This is a genomic window from Cyclobacterium xiamenense, assembly GCF_009467825.1.
Lineage (GTDB): Bacteria > Bacteroidota > Bacteroidia > Cytophagales > Cyclobacteriaceae > Cyclobacterium > Cyclobacterium xiamenense.
The window spans coordinates 108,372-123,480 of sequence record NZ_WIOK01000018.1 but is presented as its reverse complement, the minus strand read 5'-3'; the positions used below and the strand labels follow the sequence as shown (position 1 = coordinate 123,480).

General features: G+C 49.9%; 9 protein-coding genes. 3 read left to right on the top strand and 6 right to left on the bottom strand.

Annotated elements, in window-relative coordinates:
* Positions 1-174 precede the first annotated feature (174 nt).
* A complete protein-coding gene (locus tag GCU44_RS14760; protein ID WP_092175214.1) occupies positions 175-885 on the bottom strand; it encodes a hypothetical protein in 711 nt (236 codons plus the stop codon).
* Positions 886-1,115: 230 nt separating this feature from the next.
* Here GCU44_RS14760 and GCU44_RS14755 point away from each other — a divergent pair, with 230 nt between their 5' ends.
* From GCU44_RS14755 to GCU44_RS14745, 3 genes are all read left to right on the top strand, one after another.
* On the top strand, positions 1,116-1,394 hold the full coding sequence (locus GCU44_RS14755) for a co-chaperone GroES (protein ID WP_014021059.1): 279 nt from the start codon (positions 1,116-1,118) through the stop codon (positions 1,392-1,394).
* A gap of 49 nt (positions 1,395-1,443) precedes the next feature.
* Positions 1,444-3,072: a chaperonin GroEL gene (gene groL / locus GCU44_RS14750; protein WP_092175211.1), complete on the top strand. Its 1,629-nt coding sequence runs from the start codon at positions 1,444-1,446 to the stop codon at positions 3,070-3,072.
* 211 nt (positions 3,073-3,283) lie between these two features.
* Positions 3,284-3,658, top strand: a complete 375-nt coding sequence (locus GCU44_RS14745; protein WP_092175208.1) for a response regulator — start codon at positions 3,284-3,286, stop codon at positions 3,656-3,658.
* Between the two features lie 42 nt (positions 3,659-3,700).
* Here the strand turns inward: GCU44_RS14745 and GCU44_RS14740 are convergent, their stop codons facing one another.
* Genes GCU44_RS14740 through GCU44_RS14720 form a run of 5 tightly spaced genes read right to left on the bottom strand, consistent with a single transcriptional unit; the run spans position 3,701 to position 15,062 of the window.
* Entirely contained in the window at positions 3,701-5,914 is a 2,214-nt protein-coding gene (locus GCU44_RS14740) for a beta-galactosidase trimerization domain-containing protein (RefSeq protein ID WP_154857180.1), read from the bottom strand.
* 13 nt (positions 5,915-5,927) lie between these two features.
* Positions 5,928-7,862, bottom strand: a complete 1,935-nt coding sequence (locus GCU44_RS14735; RefSeq protein WP_154857178.1) for a hypothetical protein — start codon at positions 7,860-7,862, stop codon at positions 5,928-5,930.
* On the bottom strand, positions 7,843-9,999 hold the full coding sequence (locus GCU44_RS14730) for a hypothetical protein (RefSeq protein ID WP_154857176.1): 2,157 nt from the start codon (positions 9,997-9,999) through the stop codon (positions 7,843-7,845). Before GCU44_RS14730 ends, GCU44_RS14735 begins: the two co-directional genes overlap by 20 nt.
* Positions 10,000-10,003: 4 nt before the next feature.
* A complete protein-coding gene (locus GCU44_RS14725; RefSeq protein WP_154857175.1) occupies positions 10,004-11,548 on the bottom strand; it encodes a RagB/SusD family nutrient uptake outer membrane protein in 1,545 nt (514 codons plus the stop codon).
* Positions 11,549-11,567: 19 nt separating this feature from the next.
* The gene (locus GCU44_RS14720) at positions 11,568-15,062 is read right to left on the bottom strand and encodes a SusC/RagA family TonB-linked outer membrane protein (RefSeq protein WP_154857174.1); all 3,495 of its coding nucleotides are present in this window, start codon (positions 15,060-15,062) and stop codon (positions 11,568-11,570) included.
* Positions 15,063-15,109 lie beyond the last annotated feature (47 nt).

Sequence of the window (15,109 nt, the reverse complement as noted above, 5' to 3'; positions counted from 1 at the left end):
GAAAAAGCCTAAAAGTGACTATTTTCGGGGTTTTTAAATTAAATTACCTCTATTTAATTCATTGGATATCAGTTTTTTAGGGATTCAGAAAGAAGCCCTTTGTAAAGTCAGGTGTCAAACGGTCCGGGATTTCCCGCATTCAGCTCGTTCCCTAACTTTGTCTGCGCCCTTAGTTTAGGGCGTAACGTACTTTAAAAGCAGGCGTTTGCTCACCGGGAGCAGGCTTTCTTCCAACGGAACCCGCTGCGCCGATTGAATTCTCCAGGTAGACGGATTGGGCAGGTCCGTAAACTTTTTTACCAAATCCATTTTGATACGCTCGTAGGTTAAGGTCAGACTCCTTTTGACAGCCGCTACAAAACGCAGGGCAATGCCCCGGAAGCGATCCACGCTATTCTGAAAAAGGTTAATCTGGTACCGATAGATAAAGACATCCCGCGAGTTTTGGTAAGAGAGCAGGGCGTAACCTTCTCGCTGATAGATGGGGGTCAATCCAACCGGTTCAATTTCCAGGTGACTTTCGATAAAGTCGTAAATGGATTTTCCTTCTTCAATATGTTGCTTGATCTTGGGCAGGGAAAAGGCAATGATTTCGCCCAATTCTTTCATTACGTCGTCCTCCTGGATTTTGTGTTTATACGTAATTTTCATTTTTTCCAGATCGATGCCTTCCATTTCTTTCGGTAGGGCCAGTTTCAATTGGCTTCGGTTTTGATCCAACAGCGAGAGTTTTTGGTGATGAGCAATCAATTCTCCAAGGGATGGATACAGTTTTACCGCTTGAAACTTCTCATTTACCTCTTTCAGGTAAGCAAGCAACAGGTACTTTTTGTACTCAAAATCGATCCATCCTTCCGAAATCCAGTTTTCAGATAATTTGTTCATAGGTCAACGTGGTTAATTCATGTCACAAAAATTACGAAAATCGGACTTTTGTTGCAACCACAAACAGAAAAAATGACAGCTAGGAACAAAGCTTTTCGGAGGTCTGTCAGTCAGGCGCCGGTTAAGTAAGACTTTATGTCAGGAAAAAGTTCTTCCTCAGGATTGGCACAGAAAGTGTACGTAGGGAATTCGTATTGTAGAAATTAAACTTTAAAAATAACTCAATCACAATGTCTAAAGTTAACATCCAACCTCTAGCAGACAGGGTTTTGGTAGAACCCGCTGCTGCTGAAGAAAAAACAGCTTCAGGACTTTATATTCCTGACACTGCCAAAGAAAAACCACAAAAGGGCACCGTCGTAGCTGTAGGAAACGGCAAGAAAGACGAACCGCTGACCGTAAAGGTCGGAGACACCGTTCTCTATGGCAAGTACGCAGGTACCGAACTTTCCGTGGAAGGTGCAGATTATCTGATCATGAGAGAAGCGGACATATTCGCTATCCTGTAAGGATCCTTTTATCAAGTTTAATTAATTGTAACGAAAAAACGAGTAAAAAATGGCTAAGGAATTATTTTTCAACACTGATGCGAGAGATCGTCTGAAAAAAGGCGTGGATGCGCTAGCAGATGCAGTAAAAGTAACGTTAGGTCCCAAAGGCAGAAATGTAATTTTGGACAAGAAATTTGGTGCTCCCACCATTACCAAGGACGGTGTTACCGTTGCCAAGGAAATCGAACTGGAAGATGCCATTGAAAACATGGGTGCCCAGTTGGTGAAAGAAGTAGCGTCCAAGACGGCAGACGATGCCGGAGATGGTACAACGACTGCTACCGTTTTGACCCAGTCTATTTTTTCCGTCGGAATCAAAAACGTAGCTGCCGGAGCCAACCCAATGGACCTCAAAAGGGGTATCGACAAAGCGGTTAGTTCGGTAGTAGAAGAATTGAGAAAAGCCTCCAAGCAAATTTCTACTTCCAAGGAAATTGCTCAAGTAGGAACCATCTCTGCAAACAATGACGATGAAATCGGTAAAATGATTGCAGACGCCATGGAAAAAGTAGGCAAGGACGGTGTCATCACCGTTGAAGAAGCCAAAGGCACCGAAACGGAGGTGAAGACCGTAGAAGGTATGCAGTTTGACCGAGGCTACCTTTCTCCTTACTTCACTACTAATACGGAGAAAATGGAGGCTGAATTGGAGAATCCCTATATCTTGATTTACGACAAGAAGATCTCTGCCATGAAGGAGCTGCTTCCTGTACTGGAACCCGTAGCTCAGTCTGGGCGGCCACTTTTGATCATAGCCGAAGATGTTGACGGGGAAGCCCTTGCTACCCTTGTGGTCAATAAAATTAGAGGTGCGTTGAAAGTTGCGGCTGTGAAGGCACCAGGTTTTGGTGACCGAAGGAAAGCCATGTTGGAAGACATCGCAACGCTTACCGGAGGTACCGTGATTTCTGAAGAAAGAGGCTACAAGCTGGAAAATGTAACCATCGACTACCTGGGTACTGCAGAAAAAATCAACATTGACAAAGACAACACGACCATCGTAAATGGAGCTGGTGAAAAATCAGCCATTGAAGGTAGAATCAATGAGATCAAAAGTCAAATTGAAAAAACCACCTCAGATTACGATCGGGAAAAACTTCAGGAAAGGCTTGCCAAGCTTTCCGGAGGCGTAGCCATCCTGTACATTGGAGCGGCTACCGAAGTAGAAATGAAGGAGAAAAAAGACCGGGTAGATGATGCCTTGCACGCTACACGCGCCGCTGTTCAGGAAGGTGTCGTAGTAGGTGGTGGTGTTGCCTTGATACGTGCATCTGCCGCGTTGGATAAATTAAAAGGAGCCAACGAAGACGAAGATACCGGTATCAACATCATCAAGCAAGCTGTGGAGTCTCCCTTGCGAACCATCGTTTCCAACTCCGGTGGAGAAGGTTCTGTGGTCATCAACAAGATCAGAGATTCCAAGGGGGATTACGGATACAACGCCAGAACAGACAAGTTTGAAGACCTGTTCAAAGCCGGTGTAATCGATCCTACCAAAGTGACCCGATTGGCACTTGAAAATGCTGCCTCCATCGCAGCCCTGCTACTGACTACCGAATGTGTAGTGGCAGATATCAAAGAAGAAGCTCCTGCCGGCCCTCCAATGGGAGGCGGAGGAATGGGCGGCATGATGTAATTCATCGCGCCTTCAAATAACGAAAAGGGGGAAGCCAACAGCTTCCCCTCTTTTTTTGCCCCTGTCCTAATCGGTGAGTCAATGGTTGATCCACCGGAAGCCCGCCTACGCATGGCCAACAAAAAATGAGGAGAAAATTTTAATACTGAGATTATAGTGTTAAATTTCAGAAAATAGAGATCGAGCGCGAGAAAAGTTATTATAAAAATCAATGTATCCATTCGATTTAATTGTTTTAATTGATGATGACCCTATTAATAACTTAATCAATAAACGGTTAATCAACAAGTTAAACCTATCACCCAAAACCATCGAATTTTTAGAAGCAGAACTGGCATTGGAATACCTCAAGAATCCGCGATTGGATAAAAAGGTATTGATTCTGGTAGATATAAACATGCCGGTGATGAATGGTTGGGATTTTTTAAGCCACTATGTAGAACTTGAAAACGAACGAAACGATCGCATCATCATGCTTTCCAGTTCGATCGACTTCCAGGACCGTCAAAAATCCAAAGAATTTCCCTTCGTTAGCGGATTTATCGAAAAACCCCTTACGCACGAAAAACTCGAAACACTCATTTAGCCCTTACCCGGAAATCATTTGCTTCGGTTCAATCGCAATCGGTTAGTCTTTCTGCATGCGGATCCACCTTGCTCCATGAGCCTCAATGGTCACGGGTGCATCCATCGGTAACGTTTCACCACTCACCGCATCTTCCATGGCCGTGTAATTTGGACCGGCAATATCCAAACGGGCTTGTACCGTTTCGGCCTGTTCATTTAAAAGAAAATAATGATCGCTTTCGGGACCCGCCAGCCGGTATACGATGGCTTGTTCGCTGCTTACTGGTACCTTCATTCCTTCAGGCATGACCGCTTTCAGGAGTCGCTCTTCGGCAAGGTCCTGCCGGGGCCGAAAACAAGCTCTGGCAGCCTCATACCCGATGAGAACGACCGCTCCATGTCCTTTTTTGTTCACCGTCACCGCCGCTTTCCCGTTGTCAAATCGCTGTACCACCTCTGCGGAAACCGGCTGAATATCACCTATGGAACCTGTCAGCAACGCTCCTTGTATGGACCAATCCCGATTGATACCCGAAAATTGGTATTCCCGTAAGACCACACCGAACAGGTCGGCAAAATCACTGCCCCTGCCTCTGGGAAACAGTGCCGAATAAGTATCCATCCAGGCTCCCGGCATGTCCATCACCAAACGGCCTCCATTTGAAACATACCGGGTTAAAACCGGAACCATCGATTTGTCGAGGGCCAGAACAGCTGGCAGATAAATAACGGGGTAGCGTTGGGCCAGGCCCGCTTCCAGATCCTGTTTGGTTACAAATTCGAAGGGGATATCGGCATTGATTAGTGCCCGGGTCAGTCCGACGCGGGCTTCCATGGGACGGTATCTCAGGCTGTCCTGCCCCTTCAACGAGAGGGCCGTCCACATGGCCTCGTTGTCCCAGTCAAAAAAAACGCCAACCTGCGGTTCTTTGTGTAAGGACCAAATCTCTTCCCGGTATTTTTGCATGGCTTTCGCTATTTTTCCTACAGCTACCGCCCGTTCGGTGACGTTATTCTGATGGTCGAGCAGCGCATATTCGCCTACTTCCGCCCCCGCGGTCCGCACCGACCAACTCCAAAGTCCCCAGCCCTTAAAACCTGCAGCAAGCATACTCAACGTAAATTGCTCCATTTCCGGGGCATCTACCGTAAAACCCTTGTTGTTTTGCCCAAACTTTTCTCCACCAAACTGTTGCGGACCTCCGGTGGTCTCCCAGCCGCCACTCCAACCCCCTTTGAACATGTCTTGGATGTAACTTGCCTGCATGTAGACCGTCGGACCCAGCTCGTCCTGAACCTGGTCAAAATGCCAGGTAAAATGAATCGAGGGATAAAAGGATCCGACATCCCGCATGGCTTCGGCGATTCCGGGGAAGTTTACCCCAAAATAGGCATGGGGACGAAACAAGCCTAGCTCCCCCCCTGCCCGGTAGGGAGCGTTCGCATCCACCTTTTGAAAAGACCTTACCTTTTCTTTCAGGGCCGACACCCCATAATCCGCTTTGAATCGAAGAATATCCCGAACGATGCGTAGTTCGCGGTGATTGTACGCTTGCCACCGTTTCTCAAAATCTTCCCAGGAAGTATACGGCTGCCCCCCGGTGGCCAGACCGTGGTGGTGTTGATTGTGTGCCAGATTTAGCTGGTCGATGGTCTGGTACTGCTCCCTCGCCCAGGACACGAACAATTTCTTCCCCAGATCACTCAAATCCAGGCCCCTTTCACCGACAAGTGGGTCGTAGGCACTGCTAGAGCCCCGGATGTGCTCCCGGTGCCCCGATTGACGTACTTCTTCAGCGTACGTCTGTACGCGCTTTTTTAAGTAGTCGGTTTGGTACGCAATCATTTTTGGATGTCGGCGCACTTCGCTCAATTCCATCCCAGCAGGGAGTCCGATTTTTTGAATCAACTCCGGGCTGATGGGATCCCAGCCTCCCTCAGCATACCACCAGGGAATGAGCCCCTCCTCCAGCGCTATCAGCTGGATTTGCTCCAGGGACCAATCGGGCAGTGGCATGATTTGTTTGAGATTGGTAAAGCCCAATTCCTTCATGGTACGGAAATGCCAGCGAATTTCCGCTTCCCCTTCTCCCGGACGCTGAATATACACCACGCCCGCCGGTACCGGAGCCAGGTCCCGGTACCGCTGCTGGGCGGGAGACTGGTGCCTGCTATCGTATACATCGTGTAGAAAATCGTGATCCTGCTGGGCTTCCAAACGGTCAGAAAGCAGAAATCCTAGAAATAGGTAGCCGAAAACCAGTTCTTTTTTCATGGGATAGGGTGAGTTATTTATTTTCTAATTCGATTGCCAGATTCGCTATAAAAACACGTGCGTTTCCCTCGTCGAGACGTACCTGTGGCTCCGGCTGACCGGGAGCTTGCAAAACCATCAGCACCGTTAGTTCCGCTTCCATTTCCAGATCAATGACCTTGCTGTGGGTATAAGACCGGCCGTTCCAGACGATTCCGGGGTTCACGCGGGAAAGCTGCCCCCCGTAAGGAACGGTGCTTACCGTGGCCAGCGCTTGATTCGGCTTGCCCAGGACCAGTACATGCAGCCTGTATCCAGTGGGTGTATCGATTGTAAACCCATTTTCAGAAAGACGAACCTCGTTGAATTCAGGCGTGGCCATTCGCCAAATCCGCCCGTTTTCCGTGTGATCCTCGATCAAAAACACTGCTTCCGCTCCGGAAGCCTCATCGTAGCGGACAGTAAACGTACGGCGGTGCTCCATCACCCCGGTACTACTCCCCTCCCCGATAGCAAAGCCGGAACCAGAGCCATCGAATCCGAAATCCAGCAAGCTGCCCGGATCCGGCTGCCCGGTCTCATCCCCATCCGGTACATGGGGAAATACGTTGGTTTGTCCGGCGATCTTTCCGGTTCTTCCAGCCCCGATAACCAATGGAACTCCCCCGCCAATGATGCGAAACGTATTGACATCCGGACCTTTGTGACCCGCAATGCGTTTGGAAGAGGTATTAAACACTGCTACTACGTCGGCATCATCGGCAAACCTGTTTCTGAAAACGGCCACTCCTTGCGTAGTATCGGCATGGTTTAACCAACCGCTTTGGCCCGGGTTTTTACTACGTATTTCCGCAGGGTAATACATCAGGCTGTAGAGGGAACTATCTCCCAGATAATCGTGCATCCATTTGATTTCGGGTAGTTCCGCCTGGGGATACAGGCGAAATGCCAATCCAAAAAAACCGGTACCAAGATTTAAGTTGTCATCAGATAAATCGGGCTTCATTCCCGTTAGACCCTCCCGGGCAAAAATGCTAACCATGGTTGGTGCCATGGCTTTTATCGCTTCCCTGGCGGTAGGAGCCAGTATTTCCAGCGCGGACCGGCTGTTTCCCTGCCCCTGCCTGTTTTGAAACGCGATAAGGGCCGGGCCGATAAACGACCAATTGTACAAGTGGTAACCGATACTTTCCGCGTTCCAGCCTTGCGGATAGATGTTTTCCCTGATATGATCCATCAGTCGCTTGGTGGCGTCCCATACCAGCGGATCCATGAGGGACCGTTCATCCGGAAAGGGATTGTCCCAGACCATTCCCGCAAAGAGGGCCGCTCCCCAGCGTACCCCCATCCAGTTGCTAACCAGGCTATAATTGGCCTCCGCCCCCATGTTTGCCTGCGTGGTATAGGTGAGTTTGTACAGTTGCCGGTTTACGCGGTTTCGCTGATCCGGAGACCATCCCGTGTAGCACAGGTCATAGGCCATTGCCAACGAACGCAAGACAGCCGCTCGGGTAAGTCCTCGGGAAACGGGGTTATTAAAAATTATCCGATCTTGAAACAACCGCTCCAGCTGGGAGAAGGCCTGATCCGAATACCGGGCTTCACCCGACAATAAATGTAAAATGGCGAACATTTCAGCCGATTCGGCCAGTTGTCGGGCATCCGGATCCGCTATCTGCAATGCTTTTTCAAGTCGCGCTGCTTTTTCCCGGTAGGCCGATAAAATACCCGAATACCGCTCCTCTGCCAATCGTTTGCGAAGGACTGGCACTTCTTCTGGCAACAGCAACCCCCTCGGATGTATCCCAACAGCGTCTGCTTGCTCCAATTCCGGCGCATCAATGAGCCAATCCAGGGCATTTTTTTGTGCCGTAGCGGGGGGTACCAGCCCGAGCACCAGTAAGCCCAGACAAAGTATCCCCATTAGCAGAGATTGCTTTCGTTTCGATTTAATTTCTTTCAATGCCATTCTTTGTCCATTTCATCGTTTGAACCTTACCACCTAACTTTAGCCGGAGAACTCCCTCACCAATCGCCAACACATCCGATGTGTACACCCCCGCCGGGCTCCAGTCAGTAAAAGTTACTTCCTTTTCATTTATCCTGCCGGTAGCATGCAGTGCATCTCCCCGGTACACCATTTCCAGGGAATCACCGGAACTGGACCGGTACTTTGCGATCCGGGATCGAACGTTAATTTTCAGGTCAGATTCTGCTCGCATACGCTGCATAAACTCCTCAACGTTTAAAAAAGAGTCGCTCTCGTGAACCTCCAGCGCATAGCCAGAGAAAGGTCCGGGCACCACTAATATCGCATAATCCTGAAACTGATCCGTATTTCCAGAATTGCTGTTCCCTGCCAGGGAATCGATCCAGTAATGCTCGTTGGAGAAAGGGGTGATGGCCAGGTATACCCGATCCGATCGCAAGAACACCCTACCATCTTTTTCCAAAATTTCACCGCTATTCTTTGGAATGAATAGCCAGCAGGCTTCTTGGTACCTGGCTTTTTTCACCCAGTCGGCAAAGGCCGGAGTACCCATTGCGGGCGGCTTGTCCAATTCCTGCAAGGCTTTTTCCCCCAGTTTTTTGCGCATGTCGTACGCCGGCTCCTCGCTTCTCCCTCTTCTACTCGTCTCCGCTGCAGCGACGAGAAGTGTTTCGCGATACTGAAAGGTCTGGGTGTAAGGGCTGTGACCGCCGGGGCTGCCATGAAAGGGCTGCCCTCCTCCTACCGTTTTGGGGCCCTTATCCGTTCGGAAAACGAGGGACCACTGTACCTGTTGATTGGGATTATCCAGTCGGTTTAGGTAGATGCTTCCCATACCGAAATTCCTGCTTGCGTAAAAGTATTCCTGTGCATCGTTTGGTTGATCCATATGATAGGTAGGCCGGGCAACGGCTAATTCCAGCGGCAGATCAAACGCTTTGTTGTAAAGTTTCCAGATGAGCGAATTGGGCCGGTATCCACTGCTCAACTGGTGCAGGGAAGCCGGCGTATCGTCTAGCATCGGTGAATCAAACCAGACATGAAACAGGCTACTCAGCTCGCCTCCCCGATTCATATGGGAAGGTCCGCGCTTCTGTGCACCAGCCAGGGCGCCATCGTAGGATTTAATGGCCAGTGTGATCAGGTAATAGTCCAAAATCGCCCTGGCCACGTCCCTGTCTGCTGCGGATCCGGCAAAGTCGTACGCATTTAGCAAGGCTTCGATGCTGTGGGGATAGTATATTTCGGAATCGTATTCCCCGTTTCCAGTGGTCAAAAGTCGTTTTAAAAAATCAGAAAAATACCCACTGGCCAACGAATCCGCCTGATTGATAGGCCAGCCTGAAATTCGGGCACTGTCGGGAAAGTTGCCTGCATAGACCAGGGCAGCCGATCGCCACATGATTTTATGATTTTCAGTGCCCCCGTCTTTTTTATTCCCGCCAAGCAGATGCCCCGGCTCTCCGACCAGATCATGAGGGGTGGAAAGAGGCGCATAGCTCCGGTAGCCATCCGAGGGTCTGGATAATGCCGTATAGTCTGCCACAGCCTGCTGGAATTGCTTTCTCCACTCAGGGCCCATTTTCTCGGCGAGAAGGGGGTAAAACCGAGCCCAGTTTTTGGCGGCGAAGTGATACTGTTGTGCCAAATTGCCCGGTACAGAAAGAAAGGCACGGGTCAACGAATCGAAGGGGTTGAGCAGCAACGTTGCCGTGGCAGGAATCAAATCCTTCTTTAGGGCATCTCCGCCAAATCGACTGATTTGTCCGTCTTCTCCCCGTTCCCTGGGGCCAAAATATCCGGTAGGTCCCTGAATGATTTTTCTTCCAGTATAGGGAGACAACACGTATTCTCCTTCCACTGCCCAGGTTTTAAAGGAACGCCCGGTGTCCGGACAAATAGCCGTACCCTGAGAACGTTTTGCAATCTCCAGAGTAGCCAGCCTTTCCAAAACTCCGGCGGTTCTGTCCTGAAATCCCTGTTCGTCCGGATAGCTTTGCGTGGACCAGCAATGCTGGGCGATGCCACCGGTAGGGAAGGCAAGGGCTAACCAGCCCAGAAGAATACAAAGGAAAAGCCCGGTAAAAGGCTTTTCCTTTGAAAAAAAATACCCCATAGGTTTATCGGTCAATGTTTGGGTTCAAATCCAATTCGTTTTGCGGAACAGGTTGCCAGGTTCTGGCAGTCCAATCAATGGTACCGGGTCCACGGTCCCCATTTGGAATCTCCCGCTGCAAGGCCTGCAGGTAGTAAAGCCGGTCGTTTTCGAAAACCAACTCTTTCATGCGTTCGATTTCGATGATTTCTACGGACATCGGACCGGAATAGGCTTCCAGGCCAGCACGGTTCCGAACGACGTTCAAGTCCGACCGGGCACCCTCTTCGTCCCCTCGCGAAAACCTCAGGTAGGATCGGGTAAGATGGGCTTCCGCCGCACGCATGAGGGGAAGGCTGGAAACGCGATTGGAAGCCTCCGCCTCTCCTGCACGGTACCATTTATGTCCCCAAACCTCCCGGGTGTTTAAGCCCTGGTAAGCAGGTCTCGGGTCTTCGTTGGGTCCAAACGAAATAAACAACTGTTGGTACCGCTTATCGTTCATGGCTTCTTCGTGATTGTCCCAGCCGGTTAGGGATTTAAAATGTTCGCTCAGGGACATAATCTGGTTGTTATTAAATCGGTTTGTGAGGTTCCATCTTCCATTGGGATCGGAGTACCCCAACCACCTGGAAATCACCGGCGGCTTCCAACTGGTCTGCGGACCGGAAGTAACGTACTGAAATACCACCTCATGTCCTTTATCCCCAAACTGATCCTTGTTCCATGCTTCTATGGGATCCTGGTCGAGCGGATACCTTCCTGAGTTCAGGATTGCGTCGGCATGTTCCTCGGCTTGCTCCCAGTTTCGCATCTGAAAATTGACACGCATGGCCAGGAAATGGGCCGCCATGCGATCTTGCCGGTCCACGTATGCGGGGGGGTCTCTATCCGGATCGTATCGTTCGGGCAACAACTCAATGGCCTGTTCGAGATCTGCTAAAATCTGATCGTAGACCTCCTGAACGGTACTTAACTCTGGATTATCAAAGGCAGAGTTAGGCATTCTATTTTTAATAATGATGGCCGGAGCACTGTTATCCGAACCATAGGGCGGCGCAAAAATGCGTACCAGGTGGAAATTAACCCAAGCCCGCAACCAGTAGGCTTCCCCCATAATGCGTGGGGTCCAATGGGCCTGCGCATCGTCAAAGGCACCGTTTCGGTCTACCCAGTCGATTACCGCATTGGCCGCCAACAAGACCGCATACCCTGCTTCCCAGTTGCGCGTGGGTTGGGAGTGGGAATTGTTGGAAAAATCACGGTTGTACCAATCGACCGCATCCTGACCGACTACTCCCAGGTCATCCATTAGCTTTCCCACATCAGAGATGGTAGCTGAGTAGATAGCCTGGTTTCCGTGAATACCACGAAAGCCTCCACTGCCTCCGGCTACCCAAAGTGCACCATTGACCAATTGCTCCAAATCCTGGGTATTTCTTGGTTGGGAAAACCCATTGGAAACGGTACCTACATCCTCCAACCACTGGTCTTCACAGGAACTGAATAGTCCCATTGCCAACAGCATGACCAGGCAAACGTATGTGTTGATCGTTCGTATCTTTTTCATGTTCTTTTTAGATTAGTTGTTAAAAAGTAAATGAAACACCTCCGGTAATGGTCCGCAGTTGGGGAAAAGGGCTCCCGCCTACAAAACCCTGCGTCAGATTCCGGTTTTGGCGGTTGGCATCAAAATTAGCCACCTCCGGATCGAAGCCATCGTACCCCGTGAAGGTCAGCAGGTTCGTGGCATTGACATACACCCGACCGTTTTTAATTTTCGCTTTCGAAAGCCAGGTCTGCGGTAAGTTATAGCTCAACTGCACGTTTCGAAGCCGGACAAAAGAGCCATCCTGCAGGTACAACGAAGTGGAGCCAGGTCGGGCCATCGGTTCGTTTTCCCGGGTTCTTTTGAGGTAACTCTGTCTGGGCAGTTCGGCATTCGGATTATCCTCGGTCCACACACGACCTTCCAGATCGGCCCGGAAATTTGAGCCTCCAGCAACTTCCACGCGGTTTCCATCGTAGAGGTAATTGCCTCCCTGAAAGGATAAAAACACCGATAATTCAAATCCTTTGTAACCAAAGGTGTTTTGAAAACCACCAAAATAGGTGGGAAGTCCGCTTTTTCCCTCCAACTCTACCCTATTTTGCTGGGCATTGGCGGGTGTAGCCAATAGGGTTTCCCCAGTTTTTTCGATGATCCCGGTTTCGGCAAATAGGTCCTGATTGATTTCATAAATGTATTCGTAGCCCGTATCGGGATCAATAAAGGCATGTTCAGCCATGAAATACGTCCCCAATCGGCCTCCAGACCGCGTAATGGTCGCTCCCTGAACAATCCCTAAATTGTTTTGATCCAGACGCGGTACCAGGCGCATGACCTTATCGCGTATCAGTGTCAAATTAAAATCCGTTCGCCAGCTAAACCCTCCCGGGCTGTCGATGTTGACGGTGTTTAGTGACATCTCCAGGCCGCGATTTCTCAAATCACCGATGTTGGTCCAAATGGCCGAAGTTCCCAGCAAAATGCCCTGGGAGGGCGGGATGGGATTCAGCAATAGCATGTTTTTTACATCCTGCTGGTAAAAACCAACGGAACCGCTGACCCGGGCCTCATAGGCTTCGAAATCGAGGGAAGCGTCAAAGGTATTGATCTCCTCCCATTGGATATCCGGCACGCCAATAACACGCTGAATGATTCCCGATCCAAAAGAGTAGGCGGGCCAGGTTACATACTGGTTTTCCAACACGTTCGGAATGTCGGCATTCCCTGTTCTCCCAAAACTGGCGCGTAGTTTCAAGAAGTCCACCGGGCCCAGATTACTGGCAAAATTTTCTTCACTAAGTATCCACCCTGCAGACAAGGCAGGGAACTGCCCGTACCGGTTGTTTCTGCCAAATACCGAAGCCCCGTCCCTCCGAAAGCTGGCCATGGCATAGTACTTGTCCTTATAGTTGTAATTCAATCTCCCAAAGTAACTTTGGATTCGGAATTCGGGGAAGGTACCCGTTACCAGGGAAATAACATTATCCCCGGCTGTTTCACCGATATTCACGTCGGAGGAAACCAGGTTTTCTGCCCGGGCGTCGGTTCGGAAAAAATTCCTGCGTTGCCGTTCCGCACCAGCTACCAGCGTAAAGGAATGCGCATCCATTTTTTTGGTATAGGTAGCGTAGGCATTCAGATTGAGGTTATTGCGCAAGGTATTGCCCACTTCTCCGTATCTGGAGATGCGCACCGCATCACTGACATGGTAGGTGGATTTTGTATACCAGGTGTCTATTCCTCCCTCAGCACGCAGGCTAAGCCCCTCGATGGGCGTGTATTCTACAAAAAGGTTGCTGATGTTCCTGTAATTTTCCGCCTTATCCAGAAAATTGGATGGTAGGTTTGCCACAATGGGGTTTCGGCCACCAAAGGGGTCAAAATAACTTCCGTCTTCCAGAAACACAGGTAAAACCGGAACAGCTCCGCCAATGGCTGCCCCGTAACCTCCCCGGTTTCCCCGGTCCGGGCGCCCCCCATTGGGGTTGGCTTCGTTGGTTCCACCCAACTGACCCCGCTGGTTTTCAAAATAATTGAAATTGGTTTTGATTCCTGTCTTTAACTTATCCGATATGGTGAAATCAAGGTTTGCCCGCAGCCCATAGGTCTGCAGCCGTTGGGCATTCATCAGTCCTTTGTGATCCTGGTACCGCAAGGAAATGAAATAGGAAGACCGTTCGTTACCCCTGGTGGCAGAAACGGTGACATCTTCGATGGAACCCTGTCGCCAAATGGGAGAAAGCCAATCGGTCCCGCCAGAAGCAGCTACTTGCTCCACCATCTGACGGGTAAGGTATTGATTGGGGCTTTCTATGAAAGAACTCACCAGACCTCCATCTACTACCGGATCCCATTCGCGGTCAAATCCATCGTTGGCAAACGAACGATCTACCATCCGAAGCCACTGGGCGCCGTCTGCCATTTCTACCATGTTTGCAGGCTCCTGCACGCCATAGCTATAATTAAAGTTGATGCTACGCTGCCCGTCCTTTCCCGACCTGGTCGTAACCAATATGACGCCATTGGCTCCACGGGATCCGTAAATAGCCGTGGCGGCTGCGTCTTTCAGCACCTGAATGTCCTCGATATCGGAAGGGTTGATGGACATAAACGAATTGATGCCCCCCTGTCCGGTCAATTCCTGTGTCAACGGAAAACCATCGACCACAATTAGGGGTTCGGAACCCGCAGAGATAGACGATGTGCCCCGTATCAGAATCCTGGAAGGCGAGCCCGGCACACCGCTACCCTGGTTTACCTGTACACCGGCTGCTTTTCCCTGCAAGGCCGCATCAAAAGAGGGTACCTGTACCCGTGCCAACTCTTCCCCCTTCACCGAGGCAATGCTACCAGTCACCTCTCGTTTGAGCTGACTACCGTAGCCCGTAACCACTACTTCTTCAAGGGTGGTATTGTCCGGTTGAAGCGTAACGTCGAAGGTATCTCCACTGGATAGGTTTACCCGCTCTCGCTTGAACCCGATAAAAGAAATAATCAGGTATCCTTGTTCCGGAGTGTCCAGCGAAAATCGCCCATCCAGGTCGGTCACCGTTCCCGAAGATGCGCCTTCGACAAAAACGGTTACACCCGGAAGCGGCTCCCCCTCGGAATCCCTTACGATGCCCGTAACAGTCTTAAATTCCTCGACATCAGCCGACCGGGGGGGTGTGTCGGTCCTGCGCTTATTCACGGCAATTGTCGTATTAATTTGCTTGAATTTAAGATCCGTTTTAGAGGACACCTCGGCCAAAATATCGGCCACCCAACGACGTTGAGGAATCAGCGTAATTTCTTGGGTTAAATCGACGTTTTTTTCAAAATAGAAAAAACGAAGGTCACTTTCAGCCTCGATGGTTTCGAAGACTTGCTTTATCGTAAGGTTTTGGTTAGTTAGGGTTACACTGATTTCCTCAATGCTTTTCACCTGTCCATTCACGGTATGTGCCACCACGGAAGTCATGGTCACCACCAAACAAGCATATCCATACAGTACAAATTTGACTGACATAAGTAGTATGCGTAATAAATTTTTCATAATTTAGAACGTTAGATTAAACATAATTTCTTCAAGTTTTGAGGCAG

Bases quoted from the DNA above. Each gene is read 5' to 3' on its own strand.
- GCU44_RS14740 (WP_154857180.1), bottom strand. From the start codon at position 5,914: ATGAAAAAAGAACTGGTTTTCGGCTACCTATTTCTAGGATTTCTGCTT.
- GCU44_RS14725 (WP_154857175.1), bottom strand. From the start codon at position 11,548: ATGAAAAAGATACGAACGATCAACACATACGTTTGCCTGGTCATGCTG.
- GCU44_RS14735 (WP_154857178.1), bottom strand. From the start codon at position 7,862: ATGGCATTGAAAGAAATTAAATCGAAACGAAAGCAATCTCTGCTAATG.
- GCU44_RS14755 (WP_014021059.1), top strand. From the start codon at position 1,116: ATGTCTAAAGTTAACATCCAACCTCTAGCAGACAGGGTTTTGGTAGAA.
- GCU44_RS14730 (WP_154857176.1), bottom strand. From the start codon at position 9,999: ATGGGGTATTTTTTTTCAAAGGAAAAGCCTTTTACCGGGCTTTTCCTT.
- GCU44_RS14720 (WP_154857174.1), bottom strand. From the start codon at position 15,062: ATGAAAAATTTATTACGCATACTACTTATGTCAGTCAAATTTGTACTG.
- groL (WP_092175211.1), top strand. From the start codon at position 1,444: ATGGCTAAGGAATTATTTTTCAACACTGATGCGAGAGATCGTCTGAAA.
- GCU44_RS14760 (WP_092175214.1), bottom strand. From the start codon at position 885: ATGAACAAATTATCTGAAAACTGGATTTCGGAAGGATGGATCGATTTT.
- GCU44_RS14745 (WP_092175208.1), top strand. From the start codon at position 3,284: ATGTATCCATTCGATTTAATTGTTTTAATTGATGATGACCCTATTAAT.